The following is a 15,958-nucleotide window of genomic DNA, read 5'->3' as shown; positions in this document are numbered from 1 at the left end:
CCATGTCCGGGGACATGGGCCGCAGCGACGAGCCCCGCCGAGCACGGCTCGCCCTCGCGGTCGACACGATCCTCGCCGCGCTCGCCCTGCTTCTGGTCGCCGCCGTACTCGCGGTCGCCGGATGAGCAGCTGGCCGTACGCGGTCGTCCTGGTCCTCTTCGCCGTGGCTGCCATCGCGGCCCGGCGCGCTCACCCCGCCGCACGTCCCGACACCGACAAGGAGCAGTAGCCCATGGCACTCACCCTGTTCACCCGCCGCCCCGAGCCCGTCGATCTGGCGGCCGTCGAGCCCGAGCCGTGGCCCGAGATCGGCGAGACCTGGAAGCCCGAGGGCGTCACCATCGCCCAGCGCTACTACAACCAGGCGCACGCGGTCGTCCTCGTCTTCACCACCGACGACGGCAAGTACGGCACCTACTACTCGATCGCGTGCCTGGGCTGCCACTACGCCACCAGCGAGAACGGCGAGCGCACCTACAACACGCGCTACGGCCTTGCCGACGCCGCGAAGGTCGCCAACGAGCACGCCACGACCTGCCGGGCGCTGCCCCGCGACATCCCCGCCCGCCCGGACGAGACACCGTCCGCGAGCGGCTGCACTCCTGGGTGCGCGGCGCCCGCCACAAGGACAAGGACGTCCAGCTGTGGTTGTCCTACCTGGATCTGATCCGCCTCACCCTCCAGCGCAGCAACGACTGGATCGTGGACGTGCTCCAGCAGCTGGCGGCCGACGAGCCCGACGTCCTGCGCACCGAGCGCAGTGAGTACAGCGACCACGTCTCCTACTACGCCCGCCAACTCCCGGAGAACTGACCGGCGCTCTCCGCGCGCTCCCGCCCGCCGACTTCTCCGGTAGCCGGGGGCGACGCGGTGTCCGCCCGGTCAGCCGAGACCGGACGACCGGCCCTCCCCCGGAGGTCACCGTGTCCCTCGCCCGCCGATCCCTGATGGAAGCCGCCGCCGCCCGCTTCGGGTGGCGCCGCGCCTACGGCGACACCACGCAGGTCGACGCGCTGCTCACCGAGCAGACCGAGACCGCGTACACCGAGGCCGCCGACAACGCGGCCCTGGCGACCGCGAAGAACACCGACGCCCGGCACGTGCAGCCCTGCGTCCTGGACGTCCGCGGCCGCGTCCTCGCCGACGTCCTCTACCTCGAGGGCCTGCTGACCGGCGCCCGCACCCGCGACCTGCCCCCCGAGCTCATCGAGCGCCTGGAGGACGCCGTCGACCACGGCCACGAGCTCACCGTGCTGCTCGCCGACACCGTCCGCACCACCGCCGCCGCCCACACGGCCAGTTGAGCGCCCGGGGCGGCCGCTGGCGTCGGGCCCGGCCGCCCCGGAGCAGTACCCCTCCCCCTCCCAGAGCGCACTGACAGAAGAAGGAGCTCCATCATCATGACCGCAACCCTGCGCCAGACGGCCAACAGCGTCGCCAACACGATGATCGAAGGCGTCAGCATGACGTCCGCGCTGATCGGCGGCGCGGCCGGTGCCTACCTCGGCTACCAGCTCGCCCCTCTCGCCTGGTCCGACGACTCCCGCATCGCGTTCGCCGGAGCGGTCGCCGTCGTCGGGGCCCTCGCCATCGACGGGCTCGCCGAACTCGTCCTCGCCCCGCTGCGCCGCCTGATGCGGACCCGCAGCCCGCTGCCCTCCACCCGCCGGTCGGCCCCGGCCCCGGCCGCCACGCTGGACGAGGCCCTCGCCCAGGTCACCGCCGCGACCGAGGAGGACGCCGCACACCGCGCCGCTGGCGCTGCCATCCGCATCGACGAGAGCGACAACTTCCTGGGCGACGAGAACCGGTGGCGCGGCTACGAGGACGGCGAGGCCACCTTCTACCTCGCCCCCGGCGTCGTGCTCCACCACCGCGCCAAGAGGAGCGAGTACAAGCACCACTTCACGCTGCTGACCGGCGACGGCGAGCAGCCGGTGCGCATCACCGGCATGGAGCAGATCCGCCACCACCTCGCCGCCCGCGCCGCCGGCCTTCCCGCCGTCCCCGCCACCGCCGACCGCAACGTCGACGGTGACAAGGACGAGGTCCTGGACGACGACCTCACCGGCATTCACGCGGTCTGACGGACTGCCCGTTCCGCCCCGGCCCGCGCGGCCGGGGCGGTGCGGTGGTCAATCAGCCCCACCCGATCGAGCCGGAAGGCCCCCGCATGTCGCAGCCCACGCAGATCACCGTCATCCGCGACGGCCTGTTCACCTCCCGCCGCCTGACCGCCGACATCAACGACACCGTCACCACCGCGCAGAAGCTCGTGAGGGAGCACTTCGGCCGGCGCCCGCTGACCGCCGTGGAACTGGTGGTCACCTCCCCCAAGAAGATCCCCGGCCTCGCCGCCGCGGCGCAGGGCGCGGCCGCAGGCATCCCGGAGAACGTCTACGCCGAGAAGCGCCTCAGCTTCACCGCCAAGCCCGACGACCTGTACTCCCTCACCGTGATCGCCCCGAAGAACACGATCCGGGTCCTGATCAACGCCAAGCGGCTGCGCCGCCGCCCGCGCGAGATCGGCGCCACGCTGGTCTGGGCGTTCGTCGAGGTCGACCAGCTGTGCCGCAAGGGCTCGCTGGAACGGCGCATCGCCCTGACCCGGCACGAGATGGGCACCCACGTCCTGCCCAAGGGCAAGGCCCGCAGCCTGTACCGGATCGAAGCCGCGATGGAAGACGAAGCCGCGAAGGTCACCGGACAGATCGTCGGCAAGGTCCTCCAGCAGAACCGGCAGGCCGAAGCCGCCGTCCGCGCAGAGACCGCCTCCGCGCAGAACACCGCCTGACGGATTCGCGACGCCGTTCCCGCCAGGGGGTGCGGTGTGTACATCCCCACGGGCAGGATCTGGCGTCCAGCCTGACGACGGTCAGGATCCTGTGGCTCGACCATTGAAGATCGAACTCAAGTAATCGCCCACCGCCTGCTCGGATACCCGGAGACTTCGATCGGCCCCAACGGCAGGCAACTCTCCGCTATCTACCAGCTGGTAGACGGACATCGGGGTCATTTGCAACCGATCCGCCACTTCGGCGATCGTTAGCCAATGTTCCTTGTCTCCTGGGCGGCGTCGGTTTCCTGACGTCGGCTGCCCGTGCGTTCCAGGATCGGGCGCGCCGCTTGAGTCAAAGCGAGCTTTCAGAGTTCGTGCCTGGGAGGTGGCGCCGGCTGCTTGAAGTACGTGGATCAGATGGTCGAACGTGGGTGTAGACACATTCACCACGTCGATATCGTCGATGAGTTCGGGTGTCAGCAGCGTTCTGATGGCCTCGAATTGAGCGCTAAGGCATAGCGTGTGTAGCAAGGCTGTGATGTCGTGGACTGTATAGAGATCCGCATGCCTGACCAGCGAGTGTGCGAGGCGCCGGGCTGACTGTTCAGAGCCCGCAAGGCGCAGACCAGCCAGCACCCAGATGAATACGCCGTACCCCCATGTATCATCGACAATCCCACGAGCAAAAGTAACCATGCCGGCATCGTCTAGTACTTCCTCAACCACATTGACGAGCGGCTCAAGCAGCCGGTCATTGATGTCAGCAAGGTCGATTGGCGGCTCGCTTCGGGCGAGGTCACTGCTGACCAGTTCTGCCAGGGTTTCCAACACTTCTGCCGTGTCGGTTTCAGCCTTCTGCAGCACATCGAAAAGCAGAGCAGCATAGCGCTGGCTCGTTTTGCCTGGCAACGGCACCGCGGCCGCACCAGTAGTCGCTTCCTCGGTCAGCCGAGACTGAAGACGTGCAAGCCGGGCTTGTGCGGCATCAGGATCCGTCCACATCTCATTCACCGCAGCAGCTGCTTCTCGCAGCTGGTCTTCAAGGCTCACAGTTCACCCCCATCGGCGACGAGCAGAGACTTAAGGGCCTTGCGAGCGTGGTGTAGGTGTGTCTTCACCGATCCGGTGGAGACACTCATGATGTCAGCGATCTCGTCCAGAGGAAGATCGTGTTGCATCTGAAGCGCGATTGCGGCTGCCTGTTGTGGTGGAAGCTTGCGTACAGCGTCCAGGATAGCCAGCCTGTCGTCCCGCAGAGCGTATTCGTCTACTCCTCCCGGAGATGCAGTGTCCGGAAGATCCTGTGGATCGGTGCTCACTCCTGCCCTACCGCGTGCCTCCTGGGCATCGCTGAGGCGCTGCCCTGCGACCTTGAACAGCCAAGCGCTCGGCTTCTCCAGATCCTTGACCTTCTCCCAATACCTGTACGCGCTGATCATGGTTTCCTGAGCCGCATCGTCGATCACGGCGCGATCTCCCTCCAACCAGATCAGGTAGCGGCGAACCTGCGGCTCCCAGTGCAAGAAGAAGTCAGAAAAGCCTTCGGCCTCAGGCTGCACGTCCTCTGCCCCCCTGCCTGCCGCTTCATATGGCTACCCGCGCTGATCGTCGCTCGATGCTGCGCTGTCAATCACAGTGCGTCGACCCGCCCGGTTACCGTCTGTATCTTCCACCCGAAGGGTGCCCCCTGGCAGGCAATCGAGCATCATCCGCAATGTTGCTCGTCGTTCTCGCTCGATCCCGGCTGCGGATCGGCCACGCGCGAGCTCATGCAGGACGTCCCAATGGTTCGAACTCCCATTGCGAGAACGGAGAAACAGTCCAACCACCGCCACCACGGCGGGCACGAGGATGGCCAGCAGGTCAAGATTCACTTGTGCACTCCGCCTGTTTCGCACCGTGGCGCTCTACCCGGTCTGCCCACTACAGGGTTAAGGCAGACGAAAGGTTGAACTCCCGAGCGAGTAGTTCATCCAGTCTGCGCTAGGTGCAGCGCCTGGGCCGCGGACCGTTAGCGGCTGACGGCCGCGCAGATCGGTGCGGAAGAACGTACTGGCGCGCCCGGTGCTCCCGGCGCGAGGCCGGCCTCCAGGCGGCCAACCAGCTCGCCGGTGACGCCGCCGGGCAGGCCGCGACCGCCGCCGGCGCCGACCCTCACGCCGTCGCCCTGATCCGGCTGCGGGCCCGCTGCCTGGTCGCCGGACAGCTCATGCACGACCGGATCCGCACCGGCGAGTACGAGCAGTCGATCCGCGGCCTGCTCCTCGGTGCCGACTCGACACCCCCGCCCCCGTCCCGGCCTGACGCTGTTCCGCCCCGGCCACCGGGGCTCCGCTCCGAGATCAGGAGACACCTCTTGAGCACCGACACCACCAACGAGACGATCCGCTACACCGCCGACGTGGTCCTGTTCGCCGCCGGGCACGTCCTGCTGATCGAGCGGGGCTGGGACCCGTTCAGGTCCCGGTGGGCCCTGCCTGGCGGTCATGTGGACATGGGGGAGACCAGCCTGGTCGCCTCCGTGCGCGAGCTGGAGGAGGAGACCGGTATCTCCGTCCCGGCCGCCGACCTCCGGCAGGTGGGCGCCTTCGACGCCGTCGGCCGTGACCCGCGCGGCCGGTACGTCAGCGTCGCCTACACGGCCACCCTGCCCGCGCTGGTCGAGCCGACGGCCGGGGACGACGCCACCGCCGCCCGCTGGTGGCCCCTGGACGCGCTCCCCAACCTCGCGTTCGACCACGCCGAGATCGTGGCGGCCGCCGCGAACCACTGCCCCCGTCCCGCGCGAGCGCGGCGTTCCTCCGTGCCGCCCCGGCCTCACCGGCCGGGGCGGTCGCGGTGTTCCGCCACGACCAGCGACAGGAAGGAGAGGGCGTCATGCCGCAGCTGGAGTTCTATGAGGTGGACGTGCCGATACACACCAACGACCGGGCGCTGCACGGTGTGCACGTCTTCACCGGCAAGGCGTCCTCGGCCAACGAGGCCCTGACCCGCGCCCACCAGGTCTACGACGCGGCGTTCGCCGCGCGGCAGGCCGGGCTCGAGGTCCCCGGGCAGCAGGACGGCGGCTGGGGAGCGCGCGGAGTCCGCGACGGCTGGGAGCTGGACTGGGCGGCGGCGAAGGCCGGCCGCTGGTCCAACCCGAACGACTGGACCCGCAAGACGCCCTACGAGCTGTAGATACGCCCCGAGGCAGGCGCACCAGGTCTGGAAACCGTCGCCTGCCTCGGGCCTACCCATCCCGTACAAGACGAGAGAGGGAGCAACCAGTATGGCCTCCACCGTGCGCTTACAGGCCCCCATCGGGCAACGTGCCCTGCTCATCACCAGCCTCGCCGTGCCGCTGACCGGCTGGACCTTGCACGCGGTCAGCCTGCACCGCAAGCTCGCCGCCGCCCGCCGCGACCCGCTCACGGGTCTGCTCGGGCGCGACGGCTACACCGCCAAGGCCCGGCAGATCACCGACCGGCACGGCGACAGCGCCCTGGTGGTCCTGGTCGACCTGGACCACTTCAAGCAGATCAACGACGGGCCCGGCGGGCACGCCGCCGGCGACCGCGTCCTGGCCGCCACCGCGCAGCGCCTCACCGCCTGGGCGGGCAGCCGCGGCGCGGTCGGCAGGCTCGGGGGCGACGAGTTCGCCGTTGCGGTCCGGATCGGACCCGCCCGCCGCGAGCTCCGCCTCGCCCAGCTCACGCAGCTGCTCGCCCAGCCCGTCTCCGTCGACGACGGCGCCCTGGTCGACGTCGCCGCGTCGGTCGGCGCCGCCTCCCCCGACATCCTCGGCACGACCGACCTGAGCGTGCTCCAGCGCGCCGCCGACGCCGCGATGTACGCGGGCAAGCACACCGGCCACGCCGTCCTCGCCGGACCGCAGCACGCCACGGTGCCCTCCATCAACGGCCGCCGCGCCGGACGGCCGGGCACCAACTCCCTGGGACGGGCGGCATGAGCGAGACCACCACCACCGACCCGGGCACCTGGATCCGGGGCCTCACGATCCGCCAGCCCTGGACGACCTGCATCCTCGCCGGGAAGGACGTGGAGAACAGGCCGACCCCTTGGTCCTGGCGCGGCTGGCTGCTGCTGCACGCCGGGCAGGCCACCGAGCGGGCCCCGATGCGCGACCCGCTGGTCGCCACTGCGATCCGCAGCCGCGCCCTGCACACCCGGGCCGTCATCGGCGTCGCCCGCCTCACCGACTGCCACCAGGACGCCGCCGGCACCCCGCCGTGCTCGCGGTGGGCGCAGCCCGACGCCTTCCACCTGGTCCTCTCCGACGTCCACGAACTCGCGCTGCCGATCCCGTGGCTGCACGGACAGCTCGGACCGTGGCGCCCACCGCAGGACCTCGTGGACCAGATCCTCCTCCAGCTCCCCCACCTCGCTCCGGAGGCCACCTCATGAGCCGCAACCGCACCGGCGTCCCGCAGACGCCGGCCATCATCGTGGCCGACGACAGGGTCCCCTTCCCCGAGACCGACCACGCCCTGCGCTGCCGTACGAGCCCGGCCCTGTTCTCGATCGAGGACATCCGCAACACCGACGAGGACCCCCGCGCCCGGGAGAAGGCACTCGCCAAGGCCAAGCACGCCTGCTCCGGCTGCCCGATCGTCAAGGACTGCCTGAAGTGGGCGCTGGCCAACCCAGGCCTGACCGAGACCGGGGTGTGGGCGGCGACCACCAAGCGCGACCGCACGCAGCTGCGCAAGCAACTCGTGGACCGGCTCGGTGAGGACTGGGTCGGCGTGGTGGCCGAAGAGGACCGGCGCTGGCGGAAGCGGGCGCACGCGGCGCGCGTCGTGCCGCCGACCGCCCGCGAACTGGCCCTCGCCCGCCTGGAGCTGGAAGGCATCCCCACCCGGCCCGCGCCGTACAACCGCTGGAAGGAACCCATCACCCAGACGCAGGCGGCGTCCAACCTGCGCGTGCTGGCCCTGGTCGCCAGCGGCAAGGCCGCGTGATGTTCACCGACTGGACCGAGGCCCTCGAAGCCGAAGCGCTGCCCCTGAACCCGAACCCGGCGCAGCAACTCGCCGCCGCGGCCCGGGTCACCGCCCGCAGCTCCCGCGACAAGGACGACATGGCGTTGCTCCTAGACGTCCTCGGGCTGCCCACTGACCCCGACACCCTCACCGCCCTGCTCCCCCTCCTCCCGGAAACCGGAGACGCACCCACCATGACGAACACCCCCGCAGCCCCGGCCCTGTCCGCGCACGAGTCCGTGGCGATCTCTATGCACAACAACGGCGACAGTGAGCAGGCCATCCGCGAGGCCACCGGCCTGACCGAGACCGAGCTCAGCGACCTCATCGCCGACTGCGTCCTCGGGCTGCCCCGCCCGGCCGCCGCCTCCCCGGTCATCGACGTCCCGGTCGTCGCGCTGCCCGTCACCAACGCCGTGCAGAAGCTGCTCGACTGGGCGGCCGCGCACCCGGCCGCCGGAGTACGCGGCCGCGCCGCCCGCATCACCGCCGACCTCTCCGAGCTGACCGATCGCCGCGACAGCGAGGCCGCACAGCGCGAGGCCGAAGAGAAGGTCGCCAAGGCCCGCGCCGAACTGGAGAAGGCGCAGGAGGAACTGCGCACGCTGAAGGCCGGCACCCGCACCACGGCGGCCGCCACCGCGGCTGCCGCGCCCACCCCGATCCGCGCGGGCCTGGGAAGCGGCCGCACCCGGGAGGAGCTCGCCGCCATCAGGACGTGGGCGCGCGAGCACGGCCACCAGGTCGCCGACCAGGGCATGGTTCCCAAGCGGGTCCTGGAGGCGTACGACGACGCGCACCAGGCGCCGGTCCGGAAGGCCGGCTGACCGTGGCCGACGACGACGCGATAGCCCTGGACGGCTTCCTGGACGAAGAGACCGTGCCCGGCGACCTGCACGGCAGCACGGCGCGGTTCCGGCTCACAGTCTCCCCGACGGACGAGCGCACGGACGAGATGATCCTGCCGTGCAGCGTCGCCGACCCGGAGCTGGCGCACGCGGTCATCCACGACCTGGTCCCCGGCGACAAGCTCCGCGTCACCGGCTACCTCCGGCTCCCTCGCACGCCGGACGAGCCGATGTGGCTGGCCGTCAACACGCTCGCCGTGCTGGAGACCGCGCCGCAGCTGTCCGACCCGGCCGCCGTCGCCACGGCGGTCATCCATCGGTACGGGCCGTACATCTGCTGGTTCGACGCCGACACCACCGACGTGGAGGTGTTCACCGAGACCGGCGACTGGGTCGGCACCGCACCCGAGCCGAACGACCTGGGCGAACTGCTCGAAGCCTTCGAGCACCGCCAGGCCGCCGGCGGCGAGTAGCGGAGCCGCCGTGCCCATCCGTCCCGAGAACCTGCACCGCTACCCCCGCGACTGGCCCCAGATCAGCGCGCGGATCCGGTTCGAGCGGGCCCCGCGGCCGCTGCGAGTGCACGGGCCACTGCGGCCTCGCGCACCCCGGCGGCCGCTGCCCCGCCGTCCACGAGCAGCCCCACCCCGACACCGGGTCCGTGGTCGGCCTCACCACCGCCCACCTCAACCACACCCCCGAAGACGTGCGAGATGTTGGTAAGTCCGGCTATCAGAAGTTGTGGAATGGTCCTCCATCCCATGAAGATCCACGGACTTCACTTGGCTCCCAGTCCGCGTAGAAGTCGGTTGGTGGCTCATCCAGCTTGACCTCCTCCGCAAGCCCCCCCAGCTCTTCAAGTTCCTCGTGCTCGACACGCAGGTCGCAGGCTGGGCAGGTGAAGACGAACGGGGTGAACATGACCGCCCACTCATCCTCGTCCACGTGCGTGTCACCACTAAGCCAGCCCTGCGAGTCGCATGCCGGGCAGGTGGCGGGCTCGTCGTGTTCGATGTAGCCGGGAGGAGAGACTCGTGCAATCGTGCCGAGGACGAGCTCGCGTTCCTTCTGGGGCAAGTGGCCGTAACGTTCAGAGAAGACATCCTTGGCCCGAGCAAGTTTGCTCTCCAGCCGGACACGGACAGCTTCCACGTTCTCTTCGAGAAGCCGGTCGTGCAGGGACTCGTAACGGCCCCAGTAGGAAGTGTCGATCTTGAGCTCGACGAGCAAGGGGTCGATCAGCCGGAGACACGTGGTGAAGACGGCATTGACCTCTGACCGGTCGTACATGCCACTGTGTGCGACGCCGTTACGAGCGTTGGCTAGCGGTCCAAGCGCCCGCTGATCGACCGGCATCTTCTTCCGCAAGATCTTCTGCGCTCGGGCATGGGCTTCGGCCAAGCCGATGGTCTTGACCTGCTCCGCGGGAACCGAAGCGTGTGCCCCGTGACCCGTCGCGTGCAGCAAGGAGTTGAAATCCTTGCCCTCCACTACGAGAGCCGGGTGCAGGCTGGCCAGGTATGACTTGAGGAGATGCTCGGCAGCGATCCCGGCGTGGTGGACCGCCAGGTCATGAGACGACGGGCCTTCGGCGAGCGCGGCGAAGGCCGCGATCATCCATTTGCGCGAAGAGAGCTTGAGTCGTTCAGAGTCCATGGCCAGGACACTAGGCGGCTGGAGCAAACCCATTGTCGGAATTTCGGTGGCGCTCAGTAGTGCCACCGGCGACATGTCCGCTTCTGCCCCAGCGCCGAGCAGGTCGAGGTCTCAACGGCAGCCGTTCTCGCAGTCCGGACCGTGTTCGGGCAGGAGAACCAGGCCGCAGTCGAGAACCTGCTCGCCGCCTGCCAGCTCTGCCACCTGCGGATCGACCACGGACACCACCGGGTCACCCGCTCCCTCACCCTCGCCGCCCGCGCGGCCGCCGCCGGACAGCTCGGACTCCTCCCCGAGACCGCGCTCACCCGCACCGAGCCGCCCACCCCGCCGCGCCCCACCCGAGGCCGCACCCCCGCGGCCGCGCTCCACCAACTGCCCTTCCCCGACCCCGAGCAGGAGACCAAGCCCATTGCCCGCATCAGCGTGAAGATCGCCCCGCTCCACCCCGACGGAACCGAGTGCACCCACGCGGTCCGGCCCTCCGGCAAGCCCCGCGACGCCGACTCCGGCTGCACCGGCCGCCGCAACTACGCCGTGGTGTGCAGCTCCTGCGGCCCGGTCGGTGAGCCGCGCAACCTGCGGGTCCTCGCCGAACCGGCGCAGAGCGCGCACCGCGACAGCCACAAAACCGCGCCCGCCCCCGCCACTCGCTGACCCCCACCTGCCCGGCTGCCCGGACCACCACGGTCCCGGCGCCCCAGGGGAGATGTGAGGGCCGATGCCCGCCACCGTCTTCGACCAGTTCACCGCCGCACCGCCCGCCGACCCCTCCGACCCGTGGGCCAGTAACTACGCCGGCCCGATCGCCCGCTCCACCCTCGCCTGGTGCACCGTCACGATGCTTGCCGACCAGAACGACACCGGCATCTACCGCCAAGCCCTCGCCGCCGACGCTGGGACCGCTCAGCTGATGCCTACATCTGACCAACAGCAAAAGGCCGGTACCTCACGCGATGCGTGAGGTACCGGCCTTTTGCTGTTTCGGGGCCGCATGAGAGAGGCGACGCTGTTGGTTGTCATGCCACGCCTGCGGCTGCTTCAACATGACTCGACTGCGACGGCTGATAACGCCGTTATCACCGCCGCCCTCAGCAGATGACGCGAGGCCTGCTCATACGTTGCTGCGCTGTCCGCGGCGCCGAGCGCTGCCGAGGACTCTGATAACGGCGTTATCAGCCGTCGCTGCCTTGTGCCTCGGACTCGCCTACCCGGCTGCCCAGGAGGGCTGCAGAGAGCCGCTCGAACAAGATCTTCTGCTGATCCGCATCCATCTTCTCCAGGATGAGGTCGGCAACGCCATGACCGTCGTGCCACGGCACTCGCGGCAGTCGGCGCATGTCCACCAGGAGCGGTCCGGCATCCTGCTCGACAGCCACGGTGCTGATAACGGCGTTATCACTACCGTCCGAGGGAGAGCTCGGAGCTGAGGCCAGCTTCGCGCTGATAACGCCGTTATCAGTGCCAGCGCCGTTCTGACCGACATCGAGGCTCGCTTGATCCGCACTGGCTGCGGGCGCGGTTCGGCGCTCCTTACGAGCCGCGGGCACCTCGGCACGTCGTGCATCCGCCGTCGTGCGCTGCTCGCTGTGGCTGAGCTTGGCCAGCCCTCGCACCTGCTCCACAGTGCGCCGCCCTTCTACGAGGTCGGCTTGAAGGTCGGGAGCCAGCGCGAGAAGCGAGATCCGCTGGGATACGTACGGCTGAGTCAGGCCGAGCCGCTTGGCCACCTTGTGCTGAGAGCCGTAGTGCTGCACGAGTCGCTGGAGCGCCTGGGCCTCTTCGAGCTCGGTGAGGTCCTCACGCTGGGCGTTCGCGACGAAGGCGGCCTCCAGGAGCGATTCGTCCGTGGCCGCGAAGGCATCGTTGACGGTGACTTTGAGCGTCGAGAAGCCAGCCTTGCGTGCAGCAGCCAGCCGACGGTGCCCGTCGACCACGACGTACTGCGCTCCCGGTTCCAGCTCGCCCTGCCGGTCGGGCCGCCCCTTGAGGTAAGCGTCGACGCTGGCCACGGTGATCGCCGTCACCTGGCCGACCTCCCTCAGGCTGCCCGCCAAGCCTTCGAGGTCCCCAAGGAGCTCACGAGGATTCTCTGGATTGGCGCTGACGAGTTCCAACGCCAGTTCGGACGGGACCGTCTGCCCCGACAGCCGTCGCTGCTGCTGCTCCTCCCACTCCCGCATCTCCTTCTCGCGGGGATCCTCATCCGCAGACGCGGAGATGCCATAGTGCGCGAGGATCTCGTTGCGCGAGGGACCTGCAGCCTCAGCGGCCCCTGCGTAGCGGGGGACAGAGTCCTTCTTGCTCACGCCGCCAGCTCCTTCGCCAAGCTCCGCAGCCCCTTCGACAGGGAGCAGTCGGGTTCCCACTCGAGCAACGGCGTCTGACGGTCCTGCGCGTCCCTCTGCTCCTTGAGATCTGGGAAGACGGCGAGAACACCGGGAGCTGACCGCTCCTCCCACTCCTCACGCCTTATCTGCACGGAGGCGCCACGGCGGCTGTCGTAGGCGTTGATGACGAAGCCGACTTCGTCCACCTGGATGCGGGCGAGCTTCTCCAACTGCTGCCGCTGCGCGTTGAAGAGGTCGTATGCCTCGAAGCTCGGCAGGTCTGCCCATACCGGCATCACGACACCTGAGCGGTCCGCAAGCTCCCCTTCGCGGCGTTGTACGTAGTGCATGCCGATGTCCATCGCGAGGCCGAGGCTGGGAGGCCCATCGAGGATGACGATGTCGTAGTCCTTCTCGACCGGCTCCAACGCACGCGCCAGCGACTCCTCACGACCGGCGCGCATCGTGCTCATCACAGCGTCGAACAGGAACGCGTCATTGCAGGAGGGCAACAGATGCAGGCGCTCACCGAAACGCTGCTGCGGCAGGACCACAATGGAACGGCGGATGTGACGGGTCGCCTTGCCCAGCATGTGCTCGAGGAGGCTGCCGCCGCTGTCCATAGCGATGGGCTGCTCTCCCAGCCGGCGAGTGAGGTGGCCCTGCGGGTCGTAGTCGACCAGCAGCACGCGCAGTCCGAGTTCCGCGAGAGCCTGTGCCAGACCGCCGGCCAGGAACGTCTTCCCCACCCCGCCCTTCTGTAGAGCGACAAGGAGTCGCCGAAGCACGCGCGGGCGAGGCGCCGCCGGAACGGGCTGGTCGCTGCTGATCCACAGTGACAGCGCCTGCGCGATTCCCTGCACCTTGGTCAGCTCACGCTGCTCACACTCGGTGTAGAAGCGGGCTACGCCGCCAGCGGGCAGCCACGTACCCCACGACTTCGCTTCCCTGACTTCTATGGCCGGCGCCTCCGGAGTCCGGAACCAGAGGTCAAGCGCCTGGCTCGTCGCCTCGGAGATGTTCAGCCCGCGCTGGGCAGAGACACTGCGGAGACGCATGCGAAGCTCTGCTGTCAGGTTGACGTTTAGTTTTTCGTTCTCAGAATCGCTGTTCCCTGCGGTCATGAAGGCAACTTACCAGTGGGCTCCGGTAGATTGCGCCCTGTGCGCACCAGGTTCGTCCCGTTTTGTTGATCTTGCAGCCCGCAGTGTTAGCTCCGGCCGGGCAGGTCGGCAAGTGAAGGGGGCGGTCCTGGGCTGAAGCTCCTATTGGCTGTCAAGCGGCGGCGAGCCAGTCGCGGTAGGCGTTGGCGAGGTCGTCGTCACGGCGGGTGCCGCGCTCGATGCAGGAGATGACCGCGGGCCAGACGCCGAAGTGGTGGGCGACGGCGGTGAGGGTGATGTGCTCGGCCTCAACACCATTCTGCTGGTCAGTAACCATCCGTACGTCTCGCGCGCAGCCCTTCGCTACATCGACAGCATGAGCTCTACGCTCAAGCACCTGAGCCGCTACGACCTGCAGCAATGGATTGAATGGGGTGCGCCCCTGCGCTCGGTGGTGGGTTCCTGATGCACATCAACTGGCCCACCCCCGTGACGATGCCCGAGTACCCCAGCCCTCAGCTGCAGGAAGCCCTGCGACGTCACATCTCCGAAGCCACCGACGACGATCTACTTGCGGCCCACCTTCACTGGGTCGAGGGACAGGTTGCCATGGACTGGTTCGGCGCAGCAGATGACCTGGCCACTCAACTGAAGACAGAACTCGAAGGCGTAAACGCCCTGCTCCCCCCAACGAACAGCCCCTTCGCCGAGGACTACCACGTAGCTCACACTGCGCTCCGCGAAGTCCTCAACCAGGCGAGGAACACCGCAGTGAAGGCGAGGACGGAGGCCAGAGGCGTCTGGCGTCGGATGCTAGAGCAGACGACCAGCGACGTAGCGGCCAAATACAGGCGCGGCTCCGCTCCGGCAGATGCAGCAGCGAACTCCCTGGGGAACCTCAGGGGCAAGCTCACCCAGGCAGCTCAAGACGCGAGCGATGCACGGGCACGCCACCGCAACGCCATGCACCAGCTGGCGTTGCTCGAAGCAGAGATGGACAGGTTCCTCGACACTGACGACAGCATCTGCCTTGACGACATTCACGCCATGACACCCGCCGCCTTCGAGCAAGCAGTGGCTGCCTTGGCCAGACGCGATGGCTTTCGCATCGTGCGAGAAGGAGGCGGAGCACGCGACCTCGGCGCAGACGTCATCGCGGTGACGCCCGACTCCCTGCGCATCGTGTTCCAGTGCAAGCATCGCCAGGCCGGATTGAAAAAGGTCGGGTCGCCTGAGATTCAGACGCTCAATGGCACCGCCCGCCCTGAGCACCGGGCCGACATCGTCGTGGCCGTGACCAACGGGACGTTCACTAAACCAGCCGCCGACTTCGCACACGATCACGACATCCACCTCGTGGACCAGGCACGGCTGAACCGCTGGGCCCGGTGGGGCGAACCTTTGATGGCCGTGCTGGGCCTCGAAGAGACAGGCTCCCGCATTGCTCTATCTCATAGACGACGCGGCGCAAGCGTTGGCGTTGGGCGGGGGTGAGGTGGTGGAGGTCGGCGGTGAAGCGGGGGAGCGTCTCGAAGGTCGGCACGCTGAAGCACGAAGCCCCCCGGCGCGTGCCGGAGGGCGGGGTACGGAAGGGCGTGTGCGGTGAACTCGGGTCACCGGTGTGCCGGGTCGTGCTCGATCGCGTTCGGTGGGGTTCGGTGTGGTGACTCACCGGTGAGTGGGGGCCGGTGACTGGTGACCGGAGAGCGATGACATTCGCTGCCGGGGCCGGCGCCGCTTCCCGTCTGGCGGGCACTCGGGAAGAAAGTTCGTCCGCTGGTCCCGCCTGGCGGGCCGTATCGCCGACAGCCCTTTTCTTGCAGGTCAGCGCCGTGTGGCGTGGTCTGCATGACGATGGACGCGATGATCGTGAATGCCGGTCAGATGCAGCGCTACTACACGCGCGAGACGGTGGTCGGTGACGGCCGCCGCCCGGCCCGGATGCCGCTGAAGAAGGCCCAGGAGCAGGCGGGTGTCCCGGCCGGTCGCTGGATGGGCCGCGGACTGGGCGCTCTCGGGCTGGTGGCGGGGGAGGAGGTCACCGAGGAGCAGCTGCGCAACCTCTTCGGTGAGGGAGGCCGGCACCCGGACGCGGAACGGCTCGTGGCCGAACGGCTTGCCGCGGGGGACTCACCGAAGGTGGCGCGGCGGGCCGGGGCGCCGGGGCGGCGGGTGAAGGTCGTCGGCTTCGACTTCGTTTTCCGGCCGCAGCCGACGATCTACCTCCTGTGGGCCCTGGGGGATGAGGAGACCCGGC

General features: G+C 68.9%; 23 protein-coding genes. 17 read left to right on the top strand and 6 right to left on the bottom strand.

What is annotated here, in order from left to right; all coding sequences use genetic code 11:
- The first annotated feature begins 2 nt into the window (after positions 1 to 2).
- From ACGFYQ_RS37995 to ACGFYQ_RS37970, 6 genes are all read left to right on the top strand, one after another.
- Positions 3 to 125 (top strand): hypothetical protein, encoded by a 123-nt coding sequence (locus ACGFYQ_RS37995; protein ID WP_393751272.1) that lies wholly within the window; start codon positions 3 to 5, stop codon positions 123 to 125.
- 107 nt (positions 126 to 232) lie between these two features.
- On the top strand, positions 233 to 667 hold the full coding sequence (locus ACGFYQ_RS37990; RefSeq protein WP_393751270.1) for a hypothetical protein: 435 nt from the start codon (positions 233 to 235) through the stop codon (positions 665 to 667).
- A complete protein-coding gene (locus ACGFYQ_RS37985; protein WP_393751268.1) occupies positions 649 to 813 on the top strand; it encodes a hypothetical protein in 165 nt (54 codons plus the stop codon). Before ACGFYQ_RS37990 ends, ACGFYQ_RS37985 begins: the two co-directional genes overlap by 19 nt.
- 110 nt (positions 814 to 923) lie before the next feature.
- Positions 924 to 1,304: a hypothetical protein gene (locus tag ACGFYQ_RS37980; RefSeq protein ID WP_393751266.1), complete on the top strand. Its 381-nt coding sequence runs from the start codon at positions 924 to 926 to the stop codon at positions 1,302 to 1,304.
- 96 nt (positions 1,305 to 1,400) lie between these two features.
- Positions 1,401 to 2,087, top strand: a complete 687-nt coding sequence (locus ACGFYQ_RS37975) for a hypothetical protein (RefSeq protein ID WP_393751264.1) — start codon at positions 1,401 to 1,403, stop codon at positions 2,085 to 2,087.
- Positions 2,088 to 2,173: 86 nt separating this feature from the next.
- Positions 2,174 to 2,794, top strand: coding sequence for a hypothetical protein (locus tag ACGFYQ_RS37970; RefSeq protein ID WP_393751262.1), 621 nt, complete (start codon positions 2,174 to 2,176; stop codon positions 2,792 to 2,794).
- Between the two features lie 81 nt (positions 2,795 to 2,875).
- On the opposite strand, the gene ACGFYQ_RS37965 is transcribed toward ACGFYQ_RS37970, so the two are convergent.
- Together ACGFYQ_RS37965 and ACGFYQ_RS37960 are read right to left on the bottom strand one after the other, a co-directional pair.
- Positions 2,876 to 3,829 carry a helix-turn-helix domain-containing protein gene (locus tag ACGFYQ_RS37965; RefSeq protein ID WP_393751260.1) on the bottom strand — a complete coding sequence of 318 codons (954 nt, stop codon included), beginning with the start codon at positions 3,827 to 3,829 and terminating at the stop codon, positions 2,876 to 2,878.
- Positions 3,826 to 4,338: an RNA polymerase sigma factor gene (locus tag ACGFYQ_RS37960; protein WP_393751258.1), complete on the bottom strand. Its 513-nt coding sequence runs from the start codon at positions 4,336 to 4,338 to the stop codon at positions 3,826 to 3,828. Before ACGFYQ_RS37960 ends, ACGFYQ_RS37965 begins: the two co-directional genes overlap by 4 nt.
- Positions 4,339 to 4,766: 428 nt before the next feature.
- Between ACGFYQ_RS37960 and ACGFYQ_RS37955 the strand changes: the two genes are divergently transcribed.
- The 7 genes from ACGFYQ_RS37955 (at position 4,767) to ACGFYQ_RS37925 (ending at position 9,085) form a co-directional block, all read left to right on the top strand.
- The gene (locus ACGFYQ_RS37955) at positions 4,767 to 5,768 is read left to right on the top strand and encodes an NUDIX domain-containing protein (protein WP_393751256.1); all 1,002 of its coding nucleotides are present in this window, start codon (positions 4,767 to 4,769) and stop codon (positions 5,766 to 5,768) included.
- Entirely contained in the window at positions 5,723 to 5,959 is a 237-nt protein-coding gene (locus tag ACGFYQ_RS37950; protein WP_393751254.1) for a hypothetical protein, read from the top strand. The genes ACGFYQ_RS37955 and ACGFYQ_RS37950 overlap by 46 nt, the downstream gene beginning before the upstream one ends.
- 91 nt (positions 5,960 to 6,050) lie before the next feature.
- Entirely contained in the window at positions 6,051 to 6,731 is a 681-nt protein-coding gene (locus ACGFYQ_RS37945; protein WP_393751252.1) for a GGDEF domain-containing protein, read from the top strand.
- Positions 6,728 to 7,186: a hypothetical protein gene (locus ACGFYQ_RS37940; protein ID WP_393751250.1), complete on the top strand. Its 459-nt coding sequence runs from the start codon at positions 6,728 to 6,730 to the stop codon at positions 7,184 to 7,186. The genes ACGFYQ_RS37945 and ACGFYQ_RS37940 overlap by 4 nt, the downstream gene beginning before the upstream one ends.
- A complete protein-coding gene (locus ACGFYQ_RS37935) occupies positions 7,183 to 7,743 on the top strand; it encodes a WhiB family transcriptional regulator (protein ID WP_393751248.1) in 561 nt (186 codons plus the stop codon). Before ACGFYQ_RS37940 ends, ACGFYQ_RS37935 begins: the two co-directional genes overlap by 4 nt.
- Positions 7,743 to 8,591: a histone-like nucleoid-structuring protein Lsr2 gene (locus ACGFYQ_RS37930; protein ID WP_393751246.1), complete on the top strand. Its 849-nt coding sequence runs from the start codon at positions 7,743 to 7,745 to the stop codon at positions 8,589 to 8,591. The genes ACGFYQ_RS37935 and ACGFYQ_RS37930 overlap by 1 nt, the downstream gene beginning before the upstream one ends.
- Positions 8,592 to 8,593: 2 nt before the next feature.
- Positions 8,594 to 9,085 (top strand): hypothetical protein, encoded by a 492-nt coding sequence (locus ACGFYQ_RS37925; protein WP_393751244.1) that lies wholly within the window; start codon positions 8,594 to 8,596, stop codon positions 9,083 to 9,085.
- A gap of 259 nt (positions 9,086 to 9,344) precedes the next feature.
- Here ACGFYQ_RS37925 and ACGFYQ_RS37920 read toward each other — a convergent pair whose 3' ends face one another.
- The gene (locus ACGFYQ_RS37920; RefSeq protein WP_393751242.1) at positions 9,345 to 10,268 is read right to left on the bottom strand and encodes a hypothetical protein; all 924 of its coding nucleotides are present in this window, start codon (positions 10,266 to 10,268) and stop codon (positions 9,345 to 9,347) included.
- Positions 10,269 to 10,409: 141 nt separating this feature from the next.
- Between ACGFYQ_RS37920 and ACGFYQ_RS37915 the strand changes: the two genes are divergently transcribed.
- Complete coding sequence (locus ACGFYQ_RS37915) at positions 10,410 to 10,925, top strand: hypothetical protein (protein ID WP_393751240.1); 516 nt, start codon at positions 10,410 to 10,412, stop codon at positions 10,923 to 10,925.
- Between the two features lie 64 nt (positions 10,926 to 10,989).
- Positions 10,990 to 11,232, top strand: a complete 243-nt coding sequence (locus tag ACGFYQ_RS37910; protein ID WP_393751238.1) for a hypothetical protein — start codon at positions 10,990 to 10,992, stop codon at positions 11,230 to 11,232.
- 211 nt (positions 11,233 to 11,443) lie between these two features.
- Here ACGFYQ_RS37910 and ACGFYQ_RS37905 read toward each other — a convergent pair whose 3' ends face one another.
- From ACGFYQ_RS37905 to ACGFYQ_RS37895, 3 genes are all read right to left on the bottom strand, one after another.
- The gene (locus ACGFYQ_RS37905) at positions 11,444 to 12,577 is read right to left on the bottom strand and encodes a ParB/RepB/Spo0J family partition protein (RefSeq protein ID WP_393751236.1); all 1,134 of its coding nucleotides are present in this window, start codon (positions 12,575 to 12,577) and stop codon (positions 11,444 to 11,446) included.
- Entirely contained in the window at positions 12,574 to 13,722 is a 1,149-nt protein-coding gene (locus tag ACGFYQ_RS37900) for a ParA family protein (protein WP_393751234.1), read from the bottom strand. The genes ACGFYQ_RS37905 and ACGFYQ_RS37900 overlap by 4 nt, the downstream gene beginning before the upstream one ends.
- Positions 13,723 to 13,873: 151 nt before the next feature.
- Positions 13,874 to 14,038, bottom strand: a complete 165-nt coding sequence (locus ACGFYQ_RS37895) for an XRE family transcriptional regulator (RefSeq protein WP_393751232.1) — start codon at positions 14,036 to 14,038, stop codon at positions 13,874 to 13,876.
- 128 nt (positions 14,039 to 14,166) lie between these two features.
- On the opposite strand from ACGFYQ_RS37895, the gene ACGFYQ_RS37890 reads away from it, so the two are divergent.
- Both ACGFYQ_RS37890 and ACGFYQ_RS37885 read left to right on the top strand, forming a co-directional pair.
- Positions 14,167 to 15,195, top strand: a complete 1,029-nt coding sequence (locus ACGFYQ_RS37890; RefSeq protein WP_393751230.1) for a restriction endonuclease — start codon at positions 14,167 to 14,169, stop codon at positions 15,193 to 15,195.
- A gap of 354 nt (positions 15,196 to 15,549) precedes the next feature.
- Positions 15,550 to 15,958 (top strand): relaxase domain-containing protein (locus tag ACGFYQ_RS37885; RefSeq protein WP_393751228.1); only part of this gene is annotated, 409 nt, incomplete at its 3' end.

Origin of the sequence: Streptomyces sp. NPDC048258, assembly GCF_043201995.1 — a bacterium.
In the GTDB taxonomy this organism is placed as follows: Bacteria; Actinomycetota; Actinomycetes; order Streptomycetales; family Streptomycetaceae; genus Streptomyces.
This window is presented reverse-complemented; position numbering and strand designations above follow the sequence as displayed.